Genomic DNA, 19,875 nt, shown 5'->3' with positions numbered 1-19,875 from the left:
CCATTCTCATCCGGACGAACCAACAATAATTTGGTTGAAAGCAGGATGTTCGAAAGACCGCGTACTCGCGGTCTTTTTTACATATATAGACATGAAAATAGTGTGAAATGTGATGAAAATTTAGGGATTATTAAGAAATTGGACTACCCTTCTTAAGCAATATGGCTTTTAATAGATAGAGAGCTTTAATGTATTAAGTCATATCTGACATATTGACGAACATATGAAGGAGAAACGTGAACATGAGTGAAACACTGAAAAGAGAGCGAATTCCAGAGCTGAATCTGGTACGTGCCATGGCAATTATCGGCGTACTATGCGTGCATTCCACGTCTTATGCAACGGTGGACATGACGGGCTCAGGCTACTACTGGCTGTACAACTTTATTAATATTTTTATGAAATATGGTACGCCAACCTTTATTTTTATGAGCAGTTTCGTACTGTTCTACAACTATTATTCCCGTCCGCTGGACAAGAAACTCGTAAGTAATTTTTACAAGAAAAGATTCGTGTATATATTGCTTCCGTATTTCCTGTTCTCATTGATGTATTTTGTTATTCTGCACTTCACGCACTATCAGGGTCGACCGTTCGGCGAAACGGCTGTAAGCTTCATAACGAAATTGTTTACGGGGAAAGCATATACGCATCTGTACTTTGTATTCATTAACATGCAATTTTATCTGTTATTCCCATTGGTGTTATGGCTGCTCAAGAAGTATCCTTCTGTGGTGAAATGGTCTGTACCAATTGGTCTATTGATTCAATGGGCATTCATCGTAAGTAACAAATATGGATTCCAGGTACCCAACAAGGGAAGCTGGGCGTTCTCGTATTTTTCCTATTTCATGCTGGGTGCTTTTATCGGGGTGTATTTCCCTAAAATCAAGCAATGGTTCGTCATCAGTCGGGCCAATGCAACCAAAGGGCGCGTAGCTTCATGGATTCTGCTCTGGGCGGTGTGGATCATTGCCGGACTTGGCCATGTGTATATCTATTATCTGCTGCGTCTGAAGATCGCAACGTATAACACACTATGGTATGAATTCTTCTGGAATGTTCATACTTTCGCCTGTGCCCTGGTCCTGATCCAGGTCGCTTATCTGCTCTATCGCAAAGGGCCATCACTGATCGTGAAGCCGCTAAACCGGCTTGGAGCTCTGTCGTTTGGGATCTATCTGATTCATCCCTTCTTCCTGCTGGTGTATCGTGAATTTCCACCGCAAACAGGAGTCTCCTGGTTAGTGCATCTGTGGTATGCCGGAGGATTCGGGGTAGCGCTGATCGCTTCGTGGATTGTCGTTGGATTGACGGCAAGGTTCGTTCCCTATGCGTGGGTCATCTTTGGCAATCTACCGAAACCGAAACCGCGACTGGTACCTCAACAGAACTCGGGCCAACTGGACGTTCGTTAAGATGTATTTCCAACACAGGAATAATAAACCGTTTCTTGGTCGACCTTAGGGGAGAACAAGGAGCGGTTTTTTTTATCTATACGATAATCTGGATTATGGGGAACGAGTGTTTCTTTTTCATGGTTGAGGGGTAATCATATGGCGGAACGTTAATACATTATAGATAACAGGGTTAAGGTGAATAACATGACAACATGCGAAAAATGCGGGAGACCGATGCAGGATATATTGGAATATGTGGAACACATTCTTCACGAATGTAATGAACAGGCACAGGAGTACAACTCGAAAGATTATCAGGCCTATGGCCATGAGGGTGTTCACGAGCAGATGTGATACAATAGAAAGAAACCGGATTCATACGGAACCGAGGTGACAACATGGAGACGGGTCCAGCCCCTTTCCGGCAACGAAAGACGGAACAAGAAGCGCGACTGAGCAAAACGTGTATGTATTGCGGACAACAGCGGGCGATGTCCGAATTCCGGCGCAGAACCGGAAAGCGGGCAGGTCCCGGAGCCAGGCGAGGGGCCTGCCGCAGCTGTCGTCAGCTCGGTGGACAGGCTGAACGTGGTACTCGTTCAATCGGGCATACAGGTGAACAGATAGAGCGTCAACGGGATGGCATGGTCGCCCGAGCTGCGGTTACGGACAGATCATCTGTCTCTGCGAAAAATGAGGCAGGTCAGATCGCTCATGGTATGGAGCGGGGATCTGTTATGGCAACTGAGCCAGATCGAAGTCGTGTGCCTGAGCCCACATTGGATTCGACATCTTCGGATGACGATGAACACGCTGACTTGGTGATTTCCTCCCCCCCTTCTTCAGGAATTCGGAAGAAGCGGAGAAGACGGAGGAAGAGCAAGCCAGACGGAATGCAAGGTAATACGCAGAAAGAGGCTAGTCTGGAGCATGATGGTTTGGCGGGTGAGGCAGCAACCGATCTGGCTAAGCCACAGCCAGGCGATCGCTGGCGTGGGGAAATGCAGTCGCAGGACCCTGCTGCTGCGAATGCAAAGGGCACTGCACAGCGGGCTGGCGCGCGAGCAGCCGCTGCAGTGCAGGCCGCCGAACAGACTGCGGCGGCCCACCAAGCTCTGCTGCCTGCTGAGCCGCAAGGCCCGGCAGCAGAGCCCATGGCTGCGGATCAACCGACCGCAGCCAAACGCAAGCGCAAGCGCCGCCGCAAGCGTGCTGGCGCGCTCGCGCCCGGCGCAGGGCAGGCCCGCAGCATCGCTGCTGAGGCCCATGCGCCGGCACTGAGCGACCGTGGCGATGCAACCACGGTCGCCGCACCGACGGCGGCGGAGGCACAGCCTGCCGCCACCGGGCGCGAGCCTGGGCAAGCGCCGGGGGCTGCTGCGGAGGCAGGGCCTCCTGCGCCCGTGCGCCAGCCTGGCTCGCCAGGGACCAAGCCGCGCCAGGCGCGCAAGGAGCGTGCGCCTAAGGCGAACGGCGAAGACGCTGCCCGCGGTACATCCGGGCAGCGACCCGCGCATGCCAGCCGTAGTCACGGCGCTGGCACGGACGGCCGTCCTCGCCGCCAGACCCCGTCGGCTCCGGCAGCCATCGATCCGGAAGATCCGGCTTCGCTCCGGACCAACCGGCAAGGCATGGTACGGATGCGCGGCAAAACGGACAAGGGACGTCGCTGGCATCAGGAAGTGGACATGGAACTTGCGGTCACCCTGGTCAAGGAAAAAGCTGCTGTGGTGGTCAATCGGTACACGATTCGCCGATTGTTCAGCAACAAGGATTTCAAGCGGTATATTCTGACGCGGGATCACTATACCTGTTACTTCTGTGGATCGTACGGGGATACAATCGACCATCTGCTGCCGCGTGCCAAAGGTGGACATACCACCCCGCTTAACTGTGTCTGCGCTTGCAATCTCTGCAACCAGTCCAAAGCGGCAATGGATGCTGAAGAGTTCATGCGTTCCGGGATTCCTGAATGGAATGCTGCCCATCAGGCAGAGTTGATTGAACTCGCAATGCAGGAAGCACAGCTGGAAGAAGGATGATATACTCCCGAAGATAACATCGGGTTTTAATATGAAGAGCACACCAAGACCACTAGAGGGTCGAGGTGTGCTTTTTGGATTTCATTTTGATTTCGGTGGGACGTCAGTTCACTGTGCGATAATTTCTTCAAATTGACAACGTTGTTCATGGAAGATGTACGTTATACTTGGAGTGAGTTGTGAAAGAAGCTTCATCATTCACTTGAATGATGAAAGGTATAGTGAGCATCAAACCTAAGAATGTAGATTGTATAGATTGGATGGATGCTAATGACCCCGGCAGCATTGGATATTATGTCATATATTACGGAAGAAAATATTCGTTTCTGGCTGGAGAAGTTTCGCTCTTTCGGCCCGTTACCGGGAATATTGCTTACGTTTATGAAATCATTTGTGCCGCCACTTCCAACGTTGTTGATTGTGGGCGTGAACGGTGCGGTATACGGTCTGTGGGCAGGGTTCTTATATTCATGGATTGGCATGATTCTCGGTTGCACCGTGACATTTCTGATCGTACGGGAGATCGGGAAATCTGCCTTTGTGGAACGGTGGGCACGCAAACCTCGTGTGCAACGCAGCATGGTGTGGATTCGGAGGAACGCGTTCGGGTATGTCTTTCTGCTCAGTATCTTCCCGGTGGGTCCGTTCGTCATTATTAATGTGGCGGCAGGGATCGCGCGAATGCGGTTATTATCCTTCCTGCTTGCGGTGGGCTGTGGTAAAGCGATCATGATCTTCTCTGTGACGTATATCGGTTCCAATGTGGAACAATTTCTGGAGCACCCTGCACGCTGGGTGGGCGTATTGTTGTTCATTGCGGTTTCCTTGTGGGCAAGCCGCAAACTGGAGCGACACTTTACCCGGTCATCGTCAGATGGTGAAGAGTTGAATGATCTGAATCAATCAACTGGAAAATCAATCTCCTCATAAACAAAAGGAATATTAGTGTTCAGATATTTAATCTCTGTCAATATTGACGTTAGCTTGAAGGAGGATCAGCATGATTGATGATATCTTTGCTTTCAGTCGAATGTTGAATCGCATGAATGAGAATGAACTTCGTTCAGCTCTGCGTGTGCTTTATATGAAATCAGCACAGGTGGTCAAGCAGCAGGAGGAGCAAGGTGAAAAGGTGGATTTTGCGGATGCGGTACAGTCTCTGTTTCGGAATATGGAACCCCCTTTTGATCTGGAATTGCTGGAACAACAAGCTCTGGCTGAGACCGACAAGCTAAATGAAATCCATATTACGTTTGGAGAATCACCTCTGAGTAGTCTGAAAATGGGAATGAGCACTTTACCTAATCAGGAAAAGCGGAGCTTTTTCTCTATGGATGATGATTATGCTGTGGGCCCGTTAGGTGATCTGACTCATCGTGCAGAACTGCAGCGCAGGCATCTCTGGCTGACCGAACGAATGTGTCTCAGTGACCGCGAGGCTTATGCCATGCATGAACTTGAATCATTAATTGAGCTTAACTCCACAATGCAGTCTCTTGATTCCAAGACGTCAATCATCATCTGGTATTCGAATAATGCACGTGAGAAGACGGGACTACTCTATGCGATGCATTTATTACGCGACAGTAAGAGTCCTATATATCTGATCGAAACGAGCGGCTTATATCAGCAATTATTTAATACACCTGACGTTCAATATGATGTGCTCCACACAGGCGAGATTCTTCCTGAGAAGCTTCTGGCGATGTGGCAGGTCTGCTCTGAGCAAGAGCCGCTGTCCAAGCAAGAACGCCTGCAACTGGAGCAGGATTGGTTGGAACTCTCGGTACAGCCCGGACTATTGCGTATGATGGAGAATGGCGAGATTCGAAGTCTGCCTGAAGATGCGTTGGACGAGTACATTATGCAGAAGGTAAGGGAACTGACACCGAATTGGGAGCCAGGCAAGTATATCCGAGCAGCTCGTATTGTGGGCGAAGTGATTGGGACGAGCAGCCAGCATATAGGTGATGCGTTCGTGGAGTACCGTCTACGACAACTGGTGCTGCAAGGCCAGCTTGAGATGGATGGAAAGCCACTTGCAATGAGGTATTACAGTGTTCGGCTTGCCGAACGCTGAAAGGGCCTAAGGCTGAAACTGACAGATAGAAAACAAGCTACGTGATCGAAAAGGTTGAAATAAGACGAAGACCTGAGCGTTTCCTTCCTCATACAAGAAGATAATCACAAAGTATCTCGAATTCCAGCTTTTTAGAATTCCCACTTAAATAGACTGTTCTCCGGTGAGCAACTCTTACATGTCCGGGGAACAGTCTATTTGTTTTTCGTGAAGTGCTGAACCAGCATCGTCTGAACATTGTCCAATACCTTTCCAATACCATTCATTTTTATGATCTTCATTCGTATTATGGCTTCTTCCCACTCCAAATTTCCATTAGAGGACCATCCTGCCCATAGACCGGATCGGTATCCGGAATCGGAACCTCTCGGATTTCCTGAAGAGCCTTGGCGCGATCGTTTTCATCACCTGTACGTGTGTTGTAACTCATACCGCCTGGGTAGGCACCCGCAATACGAAAGTCGGCGCTGGCCTCCAGTCGTTTATGTCCTGTCCCGGCAGGAAGCACAACAACGTCACCTGTTTGAAGATAAACTTTCTGCCCATGTTCTCCGCCTAGAATCAGTTTCACGAATCCACTCACCACCGCAAGAGCTTCATGAGCATTACTATGATAATGATGATAATTGAACACACCATTCAACCAGCTATTTCCCCATCCATGACGGTTCAGCAACGATTCTGCATGAAGAGCCTCTTCAGCCCATACGTTTTTATACAAAAGCACAGGCAGGGTCGGATGATTGGGAATCACACCGTTATCCTGAAAATATAACGTCTCTATATTCTTTTTCCAATCACTCATCTCATATCACCTCATGTTAAATTACCCGATATCCGCAAGGACGAACAAAAAACAATTGTAAAATGATACAAAATGTATCATTTTAAGGTTATACTCAGTACATAGACTCTCTTCAATGCACTCGTTGTATAAATCGCAAGGGGGAATCGTGTGTGAACATTGTGATTACAGGGGCTTCTGGATTTGTAGGATTCAATCTGTCACAGTATTTGGCGCAAAAGGGACATCGAATTACCCTTCTGGATCGGGATGATTATTGTCAGAGGCTCGTTCACGTCTCTCCTCTGCACGAGATGCCGTTCATCTGTTGTGACCTTGCATCGGACCGGATTCATCTGCCTTCTGGAACAGATTACATTATTCATCTGGCAGCCATGCCTCACGTGGATTATTCGTATCATCAACCCGGGGAAGTCTTCCGCAATAATACGCTCAGCACCCAGGCTATTTTACAGTATGCTACCGAACATCACATCCCTGTCTTGCTGGCATCATCTGTTGAAGTGTATGGCGGAGATTGGGGCAGGGTCTATCATGAATCAGATCCGTATGCGCCGGTCTCTCCTTATTCTGCGTCCAAAGTCGCCTGTGAAATGCTTGCTCATTCCTACGCTCAATGTTACCAGCTTCCAGTCAAACTCTTTCGTTTGACCAACCTCTATGGTCCGTGGCAATTGCCAGACCGTATTATTCCTCGCAACTTCGGTCGGATGCTGGACGGACTTCCTCTGGATATTCAGGGATCGGCAGTGCGTGATTTTTTGTATGTAGATGATGCCCTCCGGGCCATTGAACAGATCATGCTAAAAGGCAAAGACGGACAGGTATATAATATATCAACAGGGCTTGGAACAACCATGCAGGAGATCGGGGATATATTGAAACCGATGGATCGATCCGTAGCTGCTGTAGAGATTCGGGAGCAAGAGCCAACCCAGTCCAGAGGTTCCAGTCTGGTCGTGCATTCAGGTAGATTACGGGCGGAATTGGGCTGGTTACCTCAAACCACATTGGAAAAGGGATTGGAAAAAACCTTCCGCTGGTATCAGGAACATCCTGAATGGGTCAGACAATTCAGCCGTGAATATCATACAACAAGGGAAACGCGCAGTTTCATTATTGATATGGCAAGATACACAGTTCCAGCCGTATAAAATGCACAAAAAAAGCCAGGGAAGGGTGTATTGAGTAACACCTTCCTTGGCTTTTTTGCGCCTCCGTCTCATCTTCCGTTTTCTCCGAAAAGGGACGGTTAGGCTATTTTACTTCGATCTATTGCACGAAATCTTCGTGCTTCTTGACCTCACATCAAAAGGATCTAGTGATCTTTTTTAATGTCGGCAATTTTATCCTGTACAGCACCTTTGGCTTTGTCTTTTTTACCCTCAGCCTGAAGGGATCTGTTATTGGTTGCATTACCGATCTGATCCTTCACTTCGCCTTTGGCCTTGTTTACGCCTGCTTTGATTTTATCGCCAGTTGAATTACTCATATCGAACATCTCCTTCGTTGTCTGGTGTAGTCCTTATTAACCGGGATGCCAGCATTCTAAACGCAGGCAGTTTAATTCAATTTTTGCAATCGCGGTGCAAGAGGTTCATACTTGAAATAGAAAAGATGTCTCAATGATGGAATAAGGCTGAGCCTAACGCTGCATAATAACGAGAGTGACCAATTTCGTTGCACAAGATTCTTGGATTTGGAAAACAATTCCTGTGATTTTTGATGAATACACCCTTTCTTGTGTACATATCGTACATCTGGTCATATGTGATCTTGTCTTCATACCACATATGGTAGGTATACGGATTTTGGACAGAGGAATTGGCGGACTTATCCTGCTTGCACGGGTTGACAAAAAAATCGATTTTGTTACAATGTTCACAATATCTTCACAAGTGTAAAAAATTTCTTTTTCATGTTCATGTGTAAGAGGTGTAATATAAGGGTATAGAGTTCGGTTTCGGCCTGCTTGTCGTTTTGTGCGTCAACACATGTTGTCCGCAATAGATCCAAGATACAATGCATGATGTGGAAGTAGCCGTGAGCTACGCTCATCCTATTGTGTGAAATTTGGTACATTTAGATGTATTCGATGTATTTTGTGGTTCGGCTCTGCTTGACAGGCATCATGAAAGTCGCGGACTTCTATCCCAAAGTAAAGGAGGACTTTCTCTTATGTCACAATCGCCTACTCAACAAGAGGTGCCAGTTACAGAAGGTGCCAACGTTTCCGAGCGCCAGTCCTTGGACGTTCTGGATCAACTGATGAAGCCTGAGGTACAGGAGTCTTTAACCGTTCTGGTGGAGAACCTGCCTAAATTGGCTGAAATGGTTACTGCTATGACGAAAGCTTATGACTTTGCACAAAGTGTAGCAACAGACAAAGTTCTGATCAGCGACACAATGAGCGCAATGGGCGAGTTCGCTAAGCCTGTTGTAGACAAAGCTAAAGGTGTAGCTTCTGCTGCCATCGAAGCCAATGACCGTGCGCAAACAGAGCAAACTTCAGTTGGCTTGTTCGCTATGCTGAAAATGCTCAAAGATCCAAACGTACAACAATCGCTTCGTTTTGCTCAATCTTTCCTGAGCATCCTGAACGAGCGTCAACAACCGAAACGTTAAGACTTAGAAGAACGGAGGATGGATATGTCGAAGCAAATTTTGATCTTGGGTGGAGGATACGGCGGTCTGTTGACTGCATTGACTGCACGTCAATACTTGTCTCCGGAAGAAGCGACAATTACTGTCGTTAACCGTTACCCTACACACCAAATTATCACGGAACTGCACCGTCTTGCAGCAGGAAGCATTGCTGAACAAGCTGTTGCTCTTCCACTTGAAAAATTGCTGCGTGGCAAAAACGTGAACTTGAAAATCGATACGGTGGATACAATTAAGCCGGACGAAAAGAAAGTTCTGATGACTAGCGGCTCCACATACTCTTACGATGCACTTGTCGTTGCTCTGGGCAGCGAAACGGCATTCTTCGGAATTCCGGGATTGCAAGAGTACAGCTTCACGCTCAAATCGGTTAGCGATGCAAACCGTATTCGTGCACACGTTGAAGCTCGTCTTGATGCTTACAAACAGTCCGGCAACAAAGCAGACGCTACGTTTGTTATTGGTGGCGGCGGCTTGACAGGTATTGAGCTTGTTGGCGAATTCGCTGACCTGCTCCCTGCAGTATGTCAAGAAAAAGGGATCGATTTCAAAGAAGTATCCCTGTACACGGTTGAAGCAGGTCCTTCCATCCTGGCAGGTTTCCCGCCAGAGCTGGTTGAGCGTGCGAAATCAAGTCTTGAGAAACGTGGCGTTAACTTCATCGTTGGCGTAGCGATTACCGAGATGAAAGAAAATGAAGTTCTGCTGAAAGACGGCAGCTCCATCCCTACGAATACACTCGTATGGACAGGTGGCGTACAAGGCAACGCTGTTGTTGCTAACAGCGGAATTGAAGTGGATCGTGGCCGTGCGAAAGTTACGGAAGTTCTGCAATCCACTTCTCACAAAGACGTGTTTGTTGCTGGTGACAGCGCAGTGGTCTTCCCAAGCGAAGGCGCTCGCCCTTATCCTCCAACAGCACAATTGGCTTGGCAAATGGGTGAGACTATTGGTCACAACTTGGGCGTTATGTTCAAAGGTGGCTCAATGGAATCCTTCACACCAGTATTCTCCGGTACGCTGGGAAGTCTGGGTCGTAAAGATGCTGTCGGCATGATCGGTGGCAACCAGACTCGTCTGAAAGGTCTGCCTGCAACCATGATGAAAGAAGCAAGTAACATCCGTTACCTGGCTCATATTCACGGTTTGTTCGCACTGGCTTACTAATCTTAAATGCTATTCAAGGGCGCCCTTTTGGGCGTCCTTTTTGGTTGTCAGTGGATGGTCAATGTGAGATCGCGTATAAACCACATATGGGATATGGCATATTAATGGGACAACGGAAAAATTCACATTTCAGAGATGTACTTAACGAATATGAACCTGGAAGCCGGCGCTTAGAAGCGCCGGCTTTCGTTTAAATTATAGATGGGTATCTATATATTTATAACGAACGGATAGTTGCAACAAGTGGTCCGTTCAACCGAGAGGAGAAATGACGTATGAACGTTTTAGTTATAGGAGCAAATGGGCAAATCGGTAAGTTTGTGGTAGAGCAGCTGGCACAGGAAGGCAAACATAAGGTAACGGCCATGATCCGCAAACCGGAGCAGGCGAATGCATTGAAGGAACTCGGTGCCGATGTGGTGATCGGGAATCTGGAGGGCAGTGTGGAGGACTTGGCTGAAGCCATGAAGGATCATAATGCCATAGTGTTTACAGCAGGCTCTGGCGGATCTACGGGTCAGGACAAAACTCTGTTGATAGATCTCGATGGAGCAGTGAAAACGATGGAAGCGGCAGAGCAGCAAGGCATCTCCAGATATATTCTGGTCAGTGCGTATGGTGCGGATCAACGGGAGAAATGGTCAGAGTCCATCAAGCCGTATTACGTGGCGAAACATTATGCGGATCGTGCCTTGTTTGCAAGTGATCTGAATTACACCATTATCCGCCCGGGTAGTCTGAAGAATGAACCAGGCACAGGCAAGATTGCGGTAGGGACTGATCTGGAACCCGGGAGTATTCCGCGTGAAGATGTAGCTCGCGTCATCGTGGCTTCTTTGCAGGAAGAGAAGACATACCGGATGGCCTTTGATCTAATTGCTGGGGAGCATCAGATTGATGATGCCTTGGGCAAACTGTAAAAGGTATTGTAAGATAACGGGAGAATGAAATGATGGGAATGAGGGGGAGCGCTGCATGAACGAAGCCGTGCTGGTCATAGAAGATGAGCCCAAAATAGCACGTCTGCTTGAACTGGAATTACAGTATGAGGGATATCAGGTAGGCAAGGCGGGGAGTGGAACAGAAGGACTGGAGAAGTATGGGGAAGGTCAGTGGGATCTGATTCTGCTTGATGTGATGCTGCCTGGCCTGAGTGGAATTGAAGTGTTGCGCAGAATTCGGGCCAAAGATGCTACAGTTCCGATCATTATGCTCACCGCCAAAGATTCCGTGGAAGATAAGGTATCTGGCCTGGATCTCGGAGCCAATGACTACATCACCAAGCCGTTCCAGATTGAAGAGCTGCTTGCCCGAGTTCGGGCCGCATTGCGTCTTGGTGCAGTGGCATCGGTTGTTTCTTCCGCTTCTTCATCTACACCTGCTGATACAGGCAATGACTGGCCTGGACATAAGCTTGAAGCTGATGCAGGCTGGTTGACGGCTGCCGGGTTGAAACTGAATGAAGGAACGCGAGAGGTATCGCGAGATGGCGTAGCCATTGAACTTACGCCACGTGAGTTCGACCTGCTGGTGTATCTGCTGCAGAATCAACGTCAGGTGCTCAGTCGTGATCAGATTGTGCAGGCCGTGTGGGGATACGATTATTATGGAGACACCAATGTGGTGGATGTGTACATCCGTTATGTGCGCAAAAAGGTGGATAACGGATTCACACCGCCCTTAATACATACGGTACGGGGCGTAGGTTACGTCCTGAAGGAACAGTCATGAGCCTGCGCAGTAAAATCTACGGATATTCGTCTGTATTATTTGCTGTGCTGTTAATCGCGGTGAACCTGTCGGTCTATATCGTGTTTGAACGAATGTCGATTGATAACGAGGTTAATCGGGTGGAAGCGGAAGCAGAGTCTATTGTCAAAGGAGTGCGTCAGTCTGCCGGCTCCATTCCGCCGGACGACTTGCTGCGGGCCTACGCGCCTGTGAACGGCATGCTTCGGATCGTTAATGAAGACGGCACCAGTTCTCCGGTGACGACAACATCAGCTTCCGAGCAGCTGAGCAAGCTGCCCTATAAGTATGAAAGTGAGAAGAAATCGGAGTATACGCAAGTGGAACAGGTTGGTTATGTGTGGGTTTCCGTTCCGGTCATCTGGCCTGATGGTGAGGTGGTGAATGTACAGGTCACCGAGAGCATTGCAGAGACGGAGAATCGTCTGTCTGTACTGCGTACCGTGCTGGTGGCAGTGACGATTATTGCCCTGATTCCGGCCATTATCTCCAGCCGAATTCTCGCGAACCGGATGACCAGACCGATTCAGCAGATGACACGTACGATGAGTGACATTCAGTCCAGCGGACAATTCAAACGTCTTCCTCTGGAGGAAGGATCGAAGGATGAATTGAAAACGATGGGACAGACGTTCAACCGGATGATGGACCTGCTCGAATCCAACTTTGAGCGGCAGGAGCGATTCGTATCGGATGCATCTCATGAACTCAAAACGCCGCTGACCATTATTGAGAGCTATGCCAGTCTGCTTCAGCGGCGAGGAAAAGAGCGACCTGAGGTGTTCGATGAAGCTGTAGAAGCGATCCTGTCCGAATCGGTTCGCATGCGGGAGATGACCGAGCAACTGTTACTGCTTGCGAAGCAGCCGGAGCAGTGGAATGTACAGTTGGAGCGAGTGGATATCACGAGACTTGCGATGGATTCTACACGAGCTTTTCGCGAAGCCTACCACCGGGAAGTCCGTTGTGTCGATCCAGGTCCAATCTGGGCAATCAGCGATGAGAGCAAGCTGAAGCAACTGTTGTTTATTTTGCTGGATAATGCCCGGAAGTATAGTGAAGATTCCATTGAAGTCAGGCTTGAAGCCAAGGGGCAGGAGTGCCAAATTCGAATCGTGGATACCGGGATTGGTATGCGGGAGGACGAGCTGGAGAAGGTATTTGACCGATTCTACCGGGTTGATCCGGCCAGAACACGCAGCCTGGGTGCAAGCGGTTCGGGTCTGGGATTATCGCTAGCCAAAGAACTGGCAGGTGCAGTGGGAGCCCGGATTGAATTGACCAGCACCGAGGGTGAAGGCACCGAGGCTTCAATTATTTTGCCTTTATCGGTTCAGAACGGGCCGCTCTCATGAAATTCTCATTCTTCTCTTATATACTATATAAACTGAACTAAAGATTGTTCACACTGACACTACGATGACAGAACAACCTTCAAATCGCTGTTATCCCAGATTTTTTGGATTCTCTTTTGCTCAAAGGGGAAAATCCGGGGATAAAGGCGAACGCTTCGCTTTTTCAGGTTTTTTCTGTCCTCTCCGCGCTGTGTAAAAGAATAGTTCATTTTATGTAGTAGCCATTGGAAACTAAACTCAGACCGAATATATAGCATTTGAACTTGGGCTATGGGGAGAGCTATAAGGGGGGATACGTGATGACAGAGCATGAGCAGCGGCCACCGGAAATGAAGCGGCATGAACAGGGGAACAGTGGATGGGCGAAATCGCGCAAATCACTCTGGTGGGGTTCAGGGCTTCTCATTGTGCTGATTGTGGCAGCAGTTGCTTGGTGGAAGCCTTGGCAATCGACTGGAGCGGTACTTACGGCAGATGCGGCAGCCCAATCCGTACTGGATCAATATCCGGGCGAGATTGTGAATTCCACGTTGAAGGACGGGACGTATATCATGCAGCTCCGTTCGGAGACCGGATTATATGACGTTCAGGTGGATGCCGTTACGGCTACCGTGAATTCCATCAAACGGCTGGAGTCGAACCCACAAGCGGAAGAGAAGACGTTATGGAGCCGCGAGCAGATCAAGACGGCGTTGTTAAAACAACAAACAGATAACCAATTGGTCTCACTCGAACTTGTGGAGCAACAAGGCAGTCCGGTATACACTGCGATAGTGAAGGCGAAGGATAACAGCCGTGAAGAACTCACGATTGATCCATATACGGGAGAGACGATATCTTCCAAAACAATAGCAGCCCCGACAACTGAACCAACAAAGGATGATCCCAAACCTCAGTTTCTGAGCGAGAAACAAGCCAAGCAGAAGGCACTTGCGGAGGTCCCGGGGGAAGTGGACGACATCGAACTGCGAGGAACCAACAGCGGGAATCCGTATTATTTGGTCGAGATTGATCTGGAGGATGGCCGGGAGGCCATTGTGCAAGTGAACGCGATCTCGGGAGCCATCCGTTCGGTGACATGGGATGAGGACGAGGATTAACCTTTGCAAAAGACCAATTGAATATAGCGTTAATTCGATGGACAGATGATTCCTAATGTGGAGTCATCTTTTTCATTTGCTTTTAAATACATGTTTTTGAATACATACATCATGAACACCGGTTAAATGAGCAATCTCCTCATTTTCTCATCAAATTCTAATCTAACTCTCGCTGATCTCTCATTCCTGCAGGTTATTCTATGAATGTAGACGAGAACGAAACAACATACGAGGAGATGAATGATGATGATGAACAAACATAAACTTTGGATTGGCAGCTTGTCAGCAGCGGTGTTGCTCGGAGGATCGGCAGTAGCGGCTAGCGGGAATGTGAACGGACAATCGGTGCAAACTACACCAACATCAACGACACAATCCGTAACACAGAATCAGAACAGCACAGGCAAAATGCTGAATGCATCCCAAGCAAAAGCGTTGGCGCTAAAAGCAGCCGATGGGAAAGTGGATGACGTGGATCTGGAGCGCAGAAACGGCCAAACGTTCTATGAAGTTGAGATCGACAGAAAAGGCAAAAATGATGTTGTCGTTCGTCTGGATGCTTATACCGGCAAGATCCTGGCGGTCGTGGATGATGAAGACTACGATGATGACGATGACTATCAAGGCTCGGTTACAGGCAATACATCCAACAGCTCTGCCTCCAAGCAGGTCAAATTGACGGCATCCCAAGCTTCAAACATTGCGTTGAAACAAGTTACGGGTGGTAAAGTAACCAAAGTCGAGCTGGATCATGATGATGGACGCTATGTGTATGAGATCGAACTGAGAACCGCTCAAGGTGAAGCAGATGTAGATATCGATGCCAACACGGGTAAAGTGTTATCGTTCGACCAGGATTTTGACGACCAAGACTAAGCAGTAAGGGCGAGTATACGCTGATAAAACAACATATTTAAAACCTGCCTATGAACAGCCTACACAGCTAGAGATTGTTACATCATGAAGGGGCAGATCAGGTATAGCAGAGGACGCTTCGGAGGAAGCGTCTTTTTGCTTTCTTTGGAGAGCGGGGAGTATGGAATTGTACATGTTCCGCCGGATTGTTCACTATTCGAGCAGGGACATGGCAGCTACAATCGGAAACAAGGAGGTGAAGCTGAGCCAATCAACCTTGCCAGGAATTCTAATGTTAAAATGCATCATCGATCGGAGGCAGATGTGACATATCGACTTTATTTTATGTAAGCGCTTCATAAAAAACATGGAGGTGCATTACGATATGGCTATGAACGATGGATGGTTGAAAAAGAATACACACTCACGCCGCTTTCGCTTTACTCAGCGCTTGAGTTATCTGCTTATTTTGGTGCTAGCGTTGCAATCATTAGGCATGCTGCTCGCACCCGGACCAAATGCTTCAGCTGCTCCGCTCAGTGTAACGAACGGGATACAGTTCAAAGACACCAATGGCAACATCGTTCATGCTCATGGGGGCGGGATGATCAAGGCGAATGGGTACTATTATTGGTTTGGGGAGAACCGAAATGCGAATGGAACGTTCAAGGCCGTGTCCGTGTATCGTTCATCGGATCTGAAGAACTGGGAGTACCGTAATGATGTGCTCACCAGCAGCTCAGCGACCGAGCTGAATATCTCCAACATTGAACGCCCGAAGGTTATCTACAATAGTACGACTGGCAAATATGTGCTTTGGATGCACAAGGAGAATGGTCTGGATTATGGCGAGGCCAGAGTAGCTGTAGCTACTTCGAATACGGTTGATGGCAACTACACGTATGTGGGAAGTTATCGTCCACTTGGATATGATTCCAGAGATATGACGGTTTACAACGATAACGGAACCGCTTATCTGATCTCCGCGACCCGAGTGAATGCCGATCTGAATATATATAAACTGACCCCGGATTTCCTGGGTGTGGAATCCCTTGTCACAACACTGTGGCCCGGACAATATCGTGAAGCACCTGCTTTATTCAAAAAAGACGGCGTTTACTTCCTGATCACCTCGGGTGCAACCGGCTGGAATCCAAATCAGGCCAAATATGCAACAGCCTCCAGTATTACAGGCACATGGAGCGGCCTTAGCAACTTCGGAGACAGCACAACGTATGGTTCCCAATCCACCTATGTCGTTCCGGTAGAAGGTTCTCAGACCACATCCTATCTCTACATGGGCGATCGCTGGGCTGGAGCGTGGAGCGGGCCTGTGCAGGATTCCAAGTATGTCTGGCTGCCACTCTCGTTCCCAAGCGCAACCAGTCTGGCGATGAACTGGGCCAGTAGCATCACGATTGATACAGCAACAGGTACCGTGACCGGAGTGAATACACCGGATGTCTGGGACCCGAATGCTTCATATCAGCTGATTAGCCGTAAGAGTAACAAGTTGCTAAATGTCATCGGGGGTTCTTCTGCCAACGGTGCGGATGTGGAGCAGCGAACAGATGGGGGAACAACGAGTCAACAGTGGCAGATTACCGATGCAGGTGGCGGTTATGTCAAAATCATCAACCGTTCCAGCGGCAAGCTGATCGGTGTGGAGAATGGTTCCACGGCCGATGGGGCTGTTATTGAACAGTGGAATGACGGGGGTTGGGCTAGCCAGCAATGGCAGCTCGTCCATGTAGGTGGTGGTTATTATAAACTGAAGAACCGCAGTACAGGCAAGGTTTTGGACATCTCCGGTCAATCGTTGGCAGATGGTGCTGCGGCCATCCAGTGGACGGATAATGGCGGTACGAATCAGCATTTTCAGATTGTTAAAATGCAGTAAGACGGTTAGATATTAGAAATAAGATTCCAATTGTAGATAAAGCTACAGATAAAGCCCTTGTCTCTTCCCTTAAGATGAGACAGGGGCTTTGTGATGTGTTCACGCTTGTTATGTGATGCTCTTACTCCATGGAATATGCAGATGTTGGGTCATATCATGATTTAATTCCGATCAACATCATACCAAACTGTGGTAAACTAGTAGAATTGTAGAAAAAGTAGAGACAGGAGTGGATAACGAAGTGAGTGAACAACATGTGCTATCCATTGAAGGCTTGCGTATGAGATACAACGGGCGTTATGTGTTGAATGGCATCGATCTGGAAGTGAATCGCGGTGAGATGATTGGATATATTGGTCCCAACGGAGCCGGCAAGAGTACGACGGTTAAGATTTTACTCGGACTGGTTGAAGGGTATGTGGGCACGGTGCGAATCTTTGGTAAAGATATTGCGGATGGGGATGTGGAGTATAAACGCAAAATAGGCTATGTTCCGGAGGTCGCGGAATTATACGAACAATTAACTCCTGCGGAGTACCTGACGTTTACGGGAGAGTTATACGGCATGTCCTATGAAGATGCGGATTATAAAGCCAAGCTATTGATGGATTGTTTTGGACTCGAAAAATCATATCATTCCCGTATTGCCTCCTTTTCCAAAGGTATGCGGCAGAAGGTGTTGTTAATCTCTGCACTGCTGCATGACCCGGATCTGTTGTTCCTGGATGAACCTCTCAGCGGACTGGATGCCAATAGTGTGATGGTGGTGAAAGAGATTTTATCGCAGTTGTCAGCCAAAGGTACAACCATCTTTTATTCGTCCCACATCATGGATGTGGTGGAGAAGATCAGCAGTCGGATTGTACTGATCGCTGAAGGACGCGTCGTGGCAGACGGTACGTTTAAGCAGCTCCAACAACAATCCATGGAAGGCACGCTCGAGGAAGTATTTAATCAATTGACGGGTTTCAATGAGCACAAAGCCATTGCTGAGCGATTCGTATCGATTGTGCAGGAGGTGTACTGATATGGAGGAAACCTCCGACTTCCGCACGCTGAAGATTCTGGATCGCTTTCGTCCAATCATCGCCAGAACAGGAGCAGATTATGATGCACTGCGCCTGATTTTGCGGGTGAAATTCCAGATGGATCAACGCAGAGTTCCTACTATTTTGTCCAACAATTCAGGGAAAAAAGAGCGCAAGGAAGGTAATCAGTTTCATCGATCCCTGTGGTTGTATGGATTAATGGGACTGATGATGGTTCCCTTTATTGTGTGGGATACAGGGCATTTCATGCTTCAGATGGGTCTGGTGTTCGGCATCTTAATGTTTATGATCATGACGTCCATGATTTCGGATTTCTCCTCCGTACTGCTGGACATCCGGGACCGTAATATTATCATGACGAAGCCTGTTAATGGGCGAACGGTAGGTATGGCCCGAGCCATTCATGCAGGTGTCTATCTGTTCCTGCTGACGGGTTCGTTAACAGGTGTACCGCTAATTGCCGCATTAATTACGCATGGCATCGGATTCTTTCTGATCTTCCTTGTGGAATTAATTCTGATCAACATGCTGATTCTAGTGACCACGTCCTTGGTTTATCTTCTCATGATGAAGTTTCTGGATGGCGAGAAGCTGAAGGATATGATCAATATGGTGCAGATTCTGCTGTCCGTGGGAATTGCAATTGGTTATCAGCTGGTCATCCGCTCGTTCGACATGTTTGATTTTGGTATGGTATTTACCCCCGCTTGGTGGCAATTGTTGTTGCCTCCGTTATGGTATGCGGCTGCCTATGAATGGTTATTTGCAGGGGGCGGGAATGTATGGATGTATACCTTTACAGCACTCGCAGTCTTGGTTCCTTTGGTGAGTCTGATCGTATATGTGAAGCTAATGCCTTCCTTTGAGTTGTATTTGGAGAAAATGGCACACTCGGGTGAGTCTTCTGGACGCAGACGCGGAACCTGGGATCGGTTAATCTCCAAGGTGGTCAGTCGTTCCAGAGAGGAGCAGGCTTGCTTCCGTCTGTCCGCCAGCATGATGCGTAATGAACGGGAATTTAAGCTGAAGGTGTATCCATCGCTTGGCTTATCCTTTGTTTTGCCTTATATATTTTGGTTTACCCAATTGCAATCCTCCACCTGGGCGGAGTTCAGGCAAAGTTCGTTCGTATATACGTTTTACATCGTGCTGATGCTGGTTGTAACGGTGGTAGTCATGCTGAAATTTTCGGGACAATACAAGGCGTTCTGGACCTTTCGCGCTGCACCGATGGCGAATGATAGTGCATTGTATAAAGGCGCTCTGAAGGCATTCCTGTGCAACATGTTCCTGCCTATATTTCTGGCAAATGCCATTCTGTTCACCTGGACATTTGGATTACGGATACTGCCGGATATTGCGATCATCTTGTTAACGGCGACTGCGCTTGTTCCGCTGGCAGGCAAGTTGTTGCTGCGGAAGCCGCCGTTCTCCCAATCCTTCAGTATGGCGCAACAAAGTGATGGCTGGTATGTATTTGCCGCCCTCCCTGTGCTTGCCATGTTATGGGGAGTCCATGTCTTTTTCCGATCCATGTCGGGGGGCATCTGGATCTATGGAGTACTACTGATCGTGGCGAATGTGTTGCTGTGGACGCTGCTGTTTCGGGAGAAGAAGACAGCGGATAAGAGGCCGGTTGCCGTTTAAGAATAGAGTAGTAGAGAAAGAGAGTAAGAGGGCTAAACAATAAGAGAGGGTATAAGAGCTAA

The 19,875-nt window shown here is 48.3% G+C and carries 17 protein-coding genes; 15 read left to right on the top strand and 2 right to left on the bottom strand.

Going from position 1 to position 19,875, the window contains the following annotated elements; genetic code table 11:
• Window positions 1–242: 242 nt before the first annotated feature.
• The 4 genes from NLBNIHML_RS16070 (at window position 243) to NLBNIHML_RS16055 (ending at window position 5,522) form a co-directional block, all read left to right on the top strand.
• Complete coding sequence (locus tag NLBNIHML_RS16070) at window positions 243–1,418, top strand: acyltransferase (RefSeq protein ID WP_339238651.1); 1,176 nt, start codon at window positions 243–245, stop codon at window positions 1,416–1,418.
• Window positions 1,419–1,798: 380 nt separating this feature from the next.
• Window positions 1,799–3,442: an HNH endonuclease gene (locus tag NLBNIHML_RS16065; protein ID WP_494352290.1), complete on the top strand. Its 1,644-nt coding sequence runs from the start codon at window positions 1,799–1,801 to the stop codon at window positions 3,440–3,442.
• Between the two features lie 270 nt (window positions 3,443–3,712).
• Window positions 3,713–4,372, top strand: coding sequence for a TVP38/TMEM64 family protein (locus NLBNIHML_RS16060; protein WP_494352289.1), 660 nt, complete (start codon window positions 3,713–3,715; stop codon window positions 4,370–4,372).
• 70 nt (window positions 4,373–4,442) lie between these two features.
• On the top strand, window positions 4,443–5,522 hold the full coding sequence (locus NLBNIHML_RS16055) for a DUF1835 domain-containing protein (RefSeq protein ID WP_494352288.1): 1,080 nt from the start codon (window positions 4,443–4,445) through the stop codon (window positions 5,520–5,522).
• 286 nt (window positions 5,523–5,808) lie between these two features.
• Here the strand turns inward: NLBNIHML_RS16055 and NLBNIHML_RS16050 are convergent, their stop codons facing one another.
• Window positions 5,809–6,327: a cupin domain-containing protein gene (locus NLBNIHML_RS16050; RefSeq protein ID WP_494352287.1), complete on the bottom strand. Its 519-nt coding sequence runs from the start codon at window positions 6,325–6,327 to the stop codon at window positions 5,809–5,811.
• A 152-nt stretch (window positions 6,328–6,479) separates the two neighbouring features.
• Between NLBNIHML_RS16050 and NLBNIHML_RS16045 the strand changes: the two genes are divergently transcribed.
• On the top strand, window positions 6,480–7,481 hold the full coding sequence (locus tag NLBNIHML_RS16045; RefSeq protein ID WP_339238645.1) for an NAD-dependent epimerase/dehydratase family protein: 1,002 nt from the start codon (window positions 6,480–6,482) through the stop codon (window positions 7,479–7,481).
• Between the two features lie 164 nt (window positions 7,482–7,645).
• Here the strand turns inward: NLBNIHML_RS16045 and NLBNIHML_RS16040 are convergent, their stop codons facing one another.
• Entirely contained in the window at window positions 7,646–7,819 is a 174-nt protein-coding gene (locus NLBNIHML_RS16040) for a CsbD family protein (protein ID WP_091012520.1), read from the bottom strand.
• A gap of 686 nt (window positions 7,820–8,505) precedes the next feature.
• On the opposite strand from NLBNIHML_RS16040, the gene NLBNIHML_RS16035 reads away from it, so the two are divergent.
• The 10 genes from NLBNIHML_RS16035 (at window position 8,506) to NLBNIHML_RS15990 (ending at window position 19,813) form a co-directional block, all read left to right on the top strand.
• Complete coding sequence (locus NLBNIHML_RS16035) at window positions 8,506–8,952, top strand: DUF1641 domain-containing protein (RefSeq protein WP_017691658.1); 447 nt, start codon at window positions 8,506–8,508, stop codon at window positions 8,950–8,952.
• 24 nt (window positions 8,953–8,976) lie between these two features.
• Window positions 8,977–10,158 (top strand): NAD(P)/FAD-dependent oxidoreductase, encoded by a 1,182-nt coding sequence (locus NLBNIHML_RS16030; protein ID WP_494352286.1) that lies wholly within the window; start codon window positions 8,977–8,979, stop codon window positions 10,156–10,158.
• Between the two features lie 275 nt (window positions 10,159–10,433).
• Window positions 10,434–11,078 carry an SDR family oxidoreductase gene (locus tag NLBNIHML_RS16025; RefSeq protein WP_494352285.1) on the top strand — a complete coding sequence of 215 codons (645 nt, stop codon included), beginning with the start codon at window positions 10,434–10,436 and terminating at the stop codon, window positions 11,076–11,078.
• A 55-nt stretch (window positions 11,079–11,133) separates the two neighbouring features.
• Entirely contained in the window at window positions 11,134–11,889 is a 756-nt protein-coding gene (locus NLBNIHML_RS16020) for a response regulator transcription factor (RefSeq protein WP_494352284.1), read from the top strand.
• Window positions 11,886–13,262 carry a sensor histidine kinase gene (locus NLBNIHML_RS16015; protein WP_494352283.1) on the top strand — a complete coding sequence of 459 codons (1,377 nt, stop codon included), beginning with the start codon at window positions 11,886–11,888 and terminating at the stop codon, window positions 13,260–13,262. Before NLBNIHML_RS16020 ends, NLBNIHML_RS16015 begins: the two co-directional genes overlap by 4 nt.
• Before the next feature lie 299 nt (window positions 13,263–13,561).
• Window positions 13,562–14,362 (top strand): PepSY domain-containing protein, encoded by an 801-nt coding sequence (locus NLBNIHML_RS16010; RefSeq protein ID WP_494352282.1) that lies wholly within the window; start codon window positions 13,562–13,564, stop codon window positions 14,360–14,362.
• Between the two features lie 240 nt (window positions 14,363–14,602).
• Entirely contained in the window at window positions 14,603–15,238 is a 636-nt protein-coding gene (locus tag NLBNIHML_RS16005; RefSeq protein WP_494352281.1) for a PepSY domain-containing protein, read from the top strand.
• 475 nt (window positions 15,239–15,713) lie between these two features.
• Window positions 15,714–17,117, top strand: coding sequence for an RICIN domain-containing protein (locus tag NLBNIHML_RS16000; protein ID WP_494354719.1), 1,404 nt, complete (start codon window positions 15,714–15,716; stop codon window positions 17,115–17,117).
• Between the two features lie 241 nt (window positions 17,118–17,358).
• A complete protein-coding gene (locus NLBNIHML_RS15995; RefSeq protein ID WP_339238638.1) occupies window positions 17,359–18,144 on the top strand; it encodes an ABC transporter ATP-binding protein in 786 nt (261 codons plus the stop codon).
• Window position 18,145: 1 nt separating this feature from the next.
• Complete coding sequence (locus tag NLBNIHML_RS15990) at window positions 18,146–19,813, top strand: hypothetical protein (protein ID WP_494352280.1); 1,668 nt, start codon at window positions 18,146–18,148, stop codon at window positions 19,811–19,813.
• The last annotated feature ends 62 nt before the right edge of the window (window positions 19,814–19,875 follow it).

Source organism: Paenibacillus sp. JNU01, from assembly GCF_059130585.1.
The sequence above is the reverse complement of the archived record's forward strand: the minus strand, read 5'-3'. Positions and strand labels throughout refer to the sequence as shown.

What these genes read in the sequence shown, in the direction of transcription:
- NLBNIHML_RS16060 (WP_494352289.1), top strand. Translation starts at nt 3,713, where the DNA reads ATGACCCCGGCAGCATTGGATATTATGTCATATATTACGGAAGAAAAT.
- NLBNIHML_RS16000 (WP_494354719.1), top strand. Translation starts at nt 15,714, where the DNA reads ATGCTGCTCGCACCCGGACCAAATGCTTCAGCTGCTCCGCTCAGTGTA.
- NLBNIHML_RS16055 (WP_494352288.1), top strand. Translation starts at nt 4,443, where the DNA reads ATGATTGATGATATCTTTGCTTTCAGTCGAATGTTGAATCGCATGAAT.
- NLBNIHML_RS16040 (WP_091012520.1), bottom strand. Translation starts at nt 7,819, where the DNA reads ATGAGTAATTCAACTGGCGATAAAATCAAAGCAGGCGTAAACAAGGCC.
- NLBNIHML_RS16025 (WP_494352285.1), top strand. Translation starts at nt 10,434, where the DNA reads ATGAACGTTTTAGTTATAGGAGCAAATGGGCAAATCGGTAAGTTTGTG.
- NLBNIHML_RS16050 (WP_494352287.1), bottom strand. Translation starts at nt 6,327, where the DNA reads ATGAGTGATTGGAAAAAGAATATAGAGACGTTATATTTTCAGGATAAC.
- NLBNIHML_RS16030 (WP_494352286.1), top strand. Translation starts at nt 8,977, where the DNA reads ATGTCGAAGCAAATTTTGATCTTGGGTGGAGGATACGGCGGTCTGTTG.
- NLBNIHML_RS16015 (WP_494352283.1), top strand. Translation starts at nt 11,886, where the DNA reads ATGAGCCTGCGCAGTAAAATCTACGGATATTCGTCTGTATTATTTGCT.
- NLBNIHML_RS16035 (WP_017691658.1), top strand. Translation starts at nt 8,506, where the DNA reads ATGTCACAATCGCCTACTCAACAAGAGGTGCCAGTTACAGAAGGTGCC.
- NLBNIHML_RS16005 (WP_494352281.1), top strand. Translation starts at nt 14,603, where the DNA reads ATGATGATGATGAACAAACATAAACTTTGGATTGGCAGCTTGTCAGCA.
- NLBNIHML_RS15990 (WP_494352280.1), top strand. Translation starts at nt 18,146, where the DNA reads ATGGAGGAAACCTCCGACTTCCGCACGCTGAAGATTCTGGATCGCTTT.
- NLBNIHML_RS16020 (WP_494352284.1), top strand. Translation starts at nt 11,134, where the DNA reads ATGAACGAAGCCGTGCTGGTCATAGAAGATGAGCCCAAAATAGCACGT.
- NLBNIHML_RS16065 (WP_494352290.1), top strand. Translation starts at nt 1,799, where the DNA reads ATGGAGACGGGTCCAGCCCCTTTCCGGCAACGAAAGACGGAACAAGAA.
- NLBNIHML_RS16070 (WP_339238651.1), top strand. Translation starts at nt 243, where the DNA reads ATGAGTGAAACACTGAAAAGAGAGCGAATTCCAGAGCTGAATCTGGTA.
- NLBNIHML_RS16010 (WP_494352282.1), top strand. Translation starts at nt 13,562, where the DNA reads ATGACAGAGCATGAGCAGCGGCCACCGGAAATGAAGCGGCATGAACAG.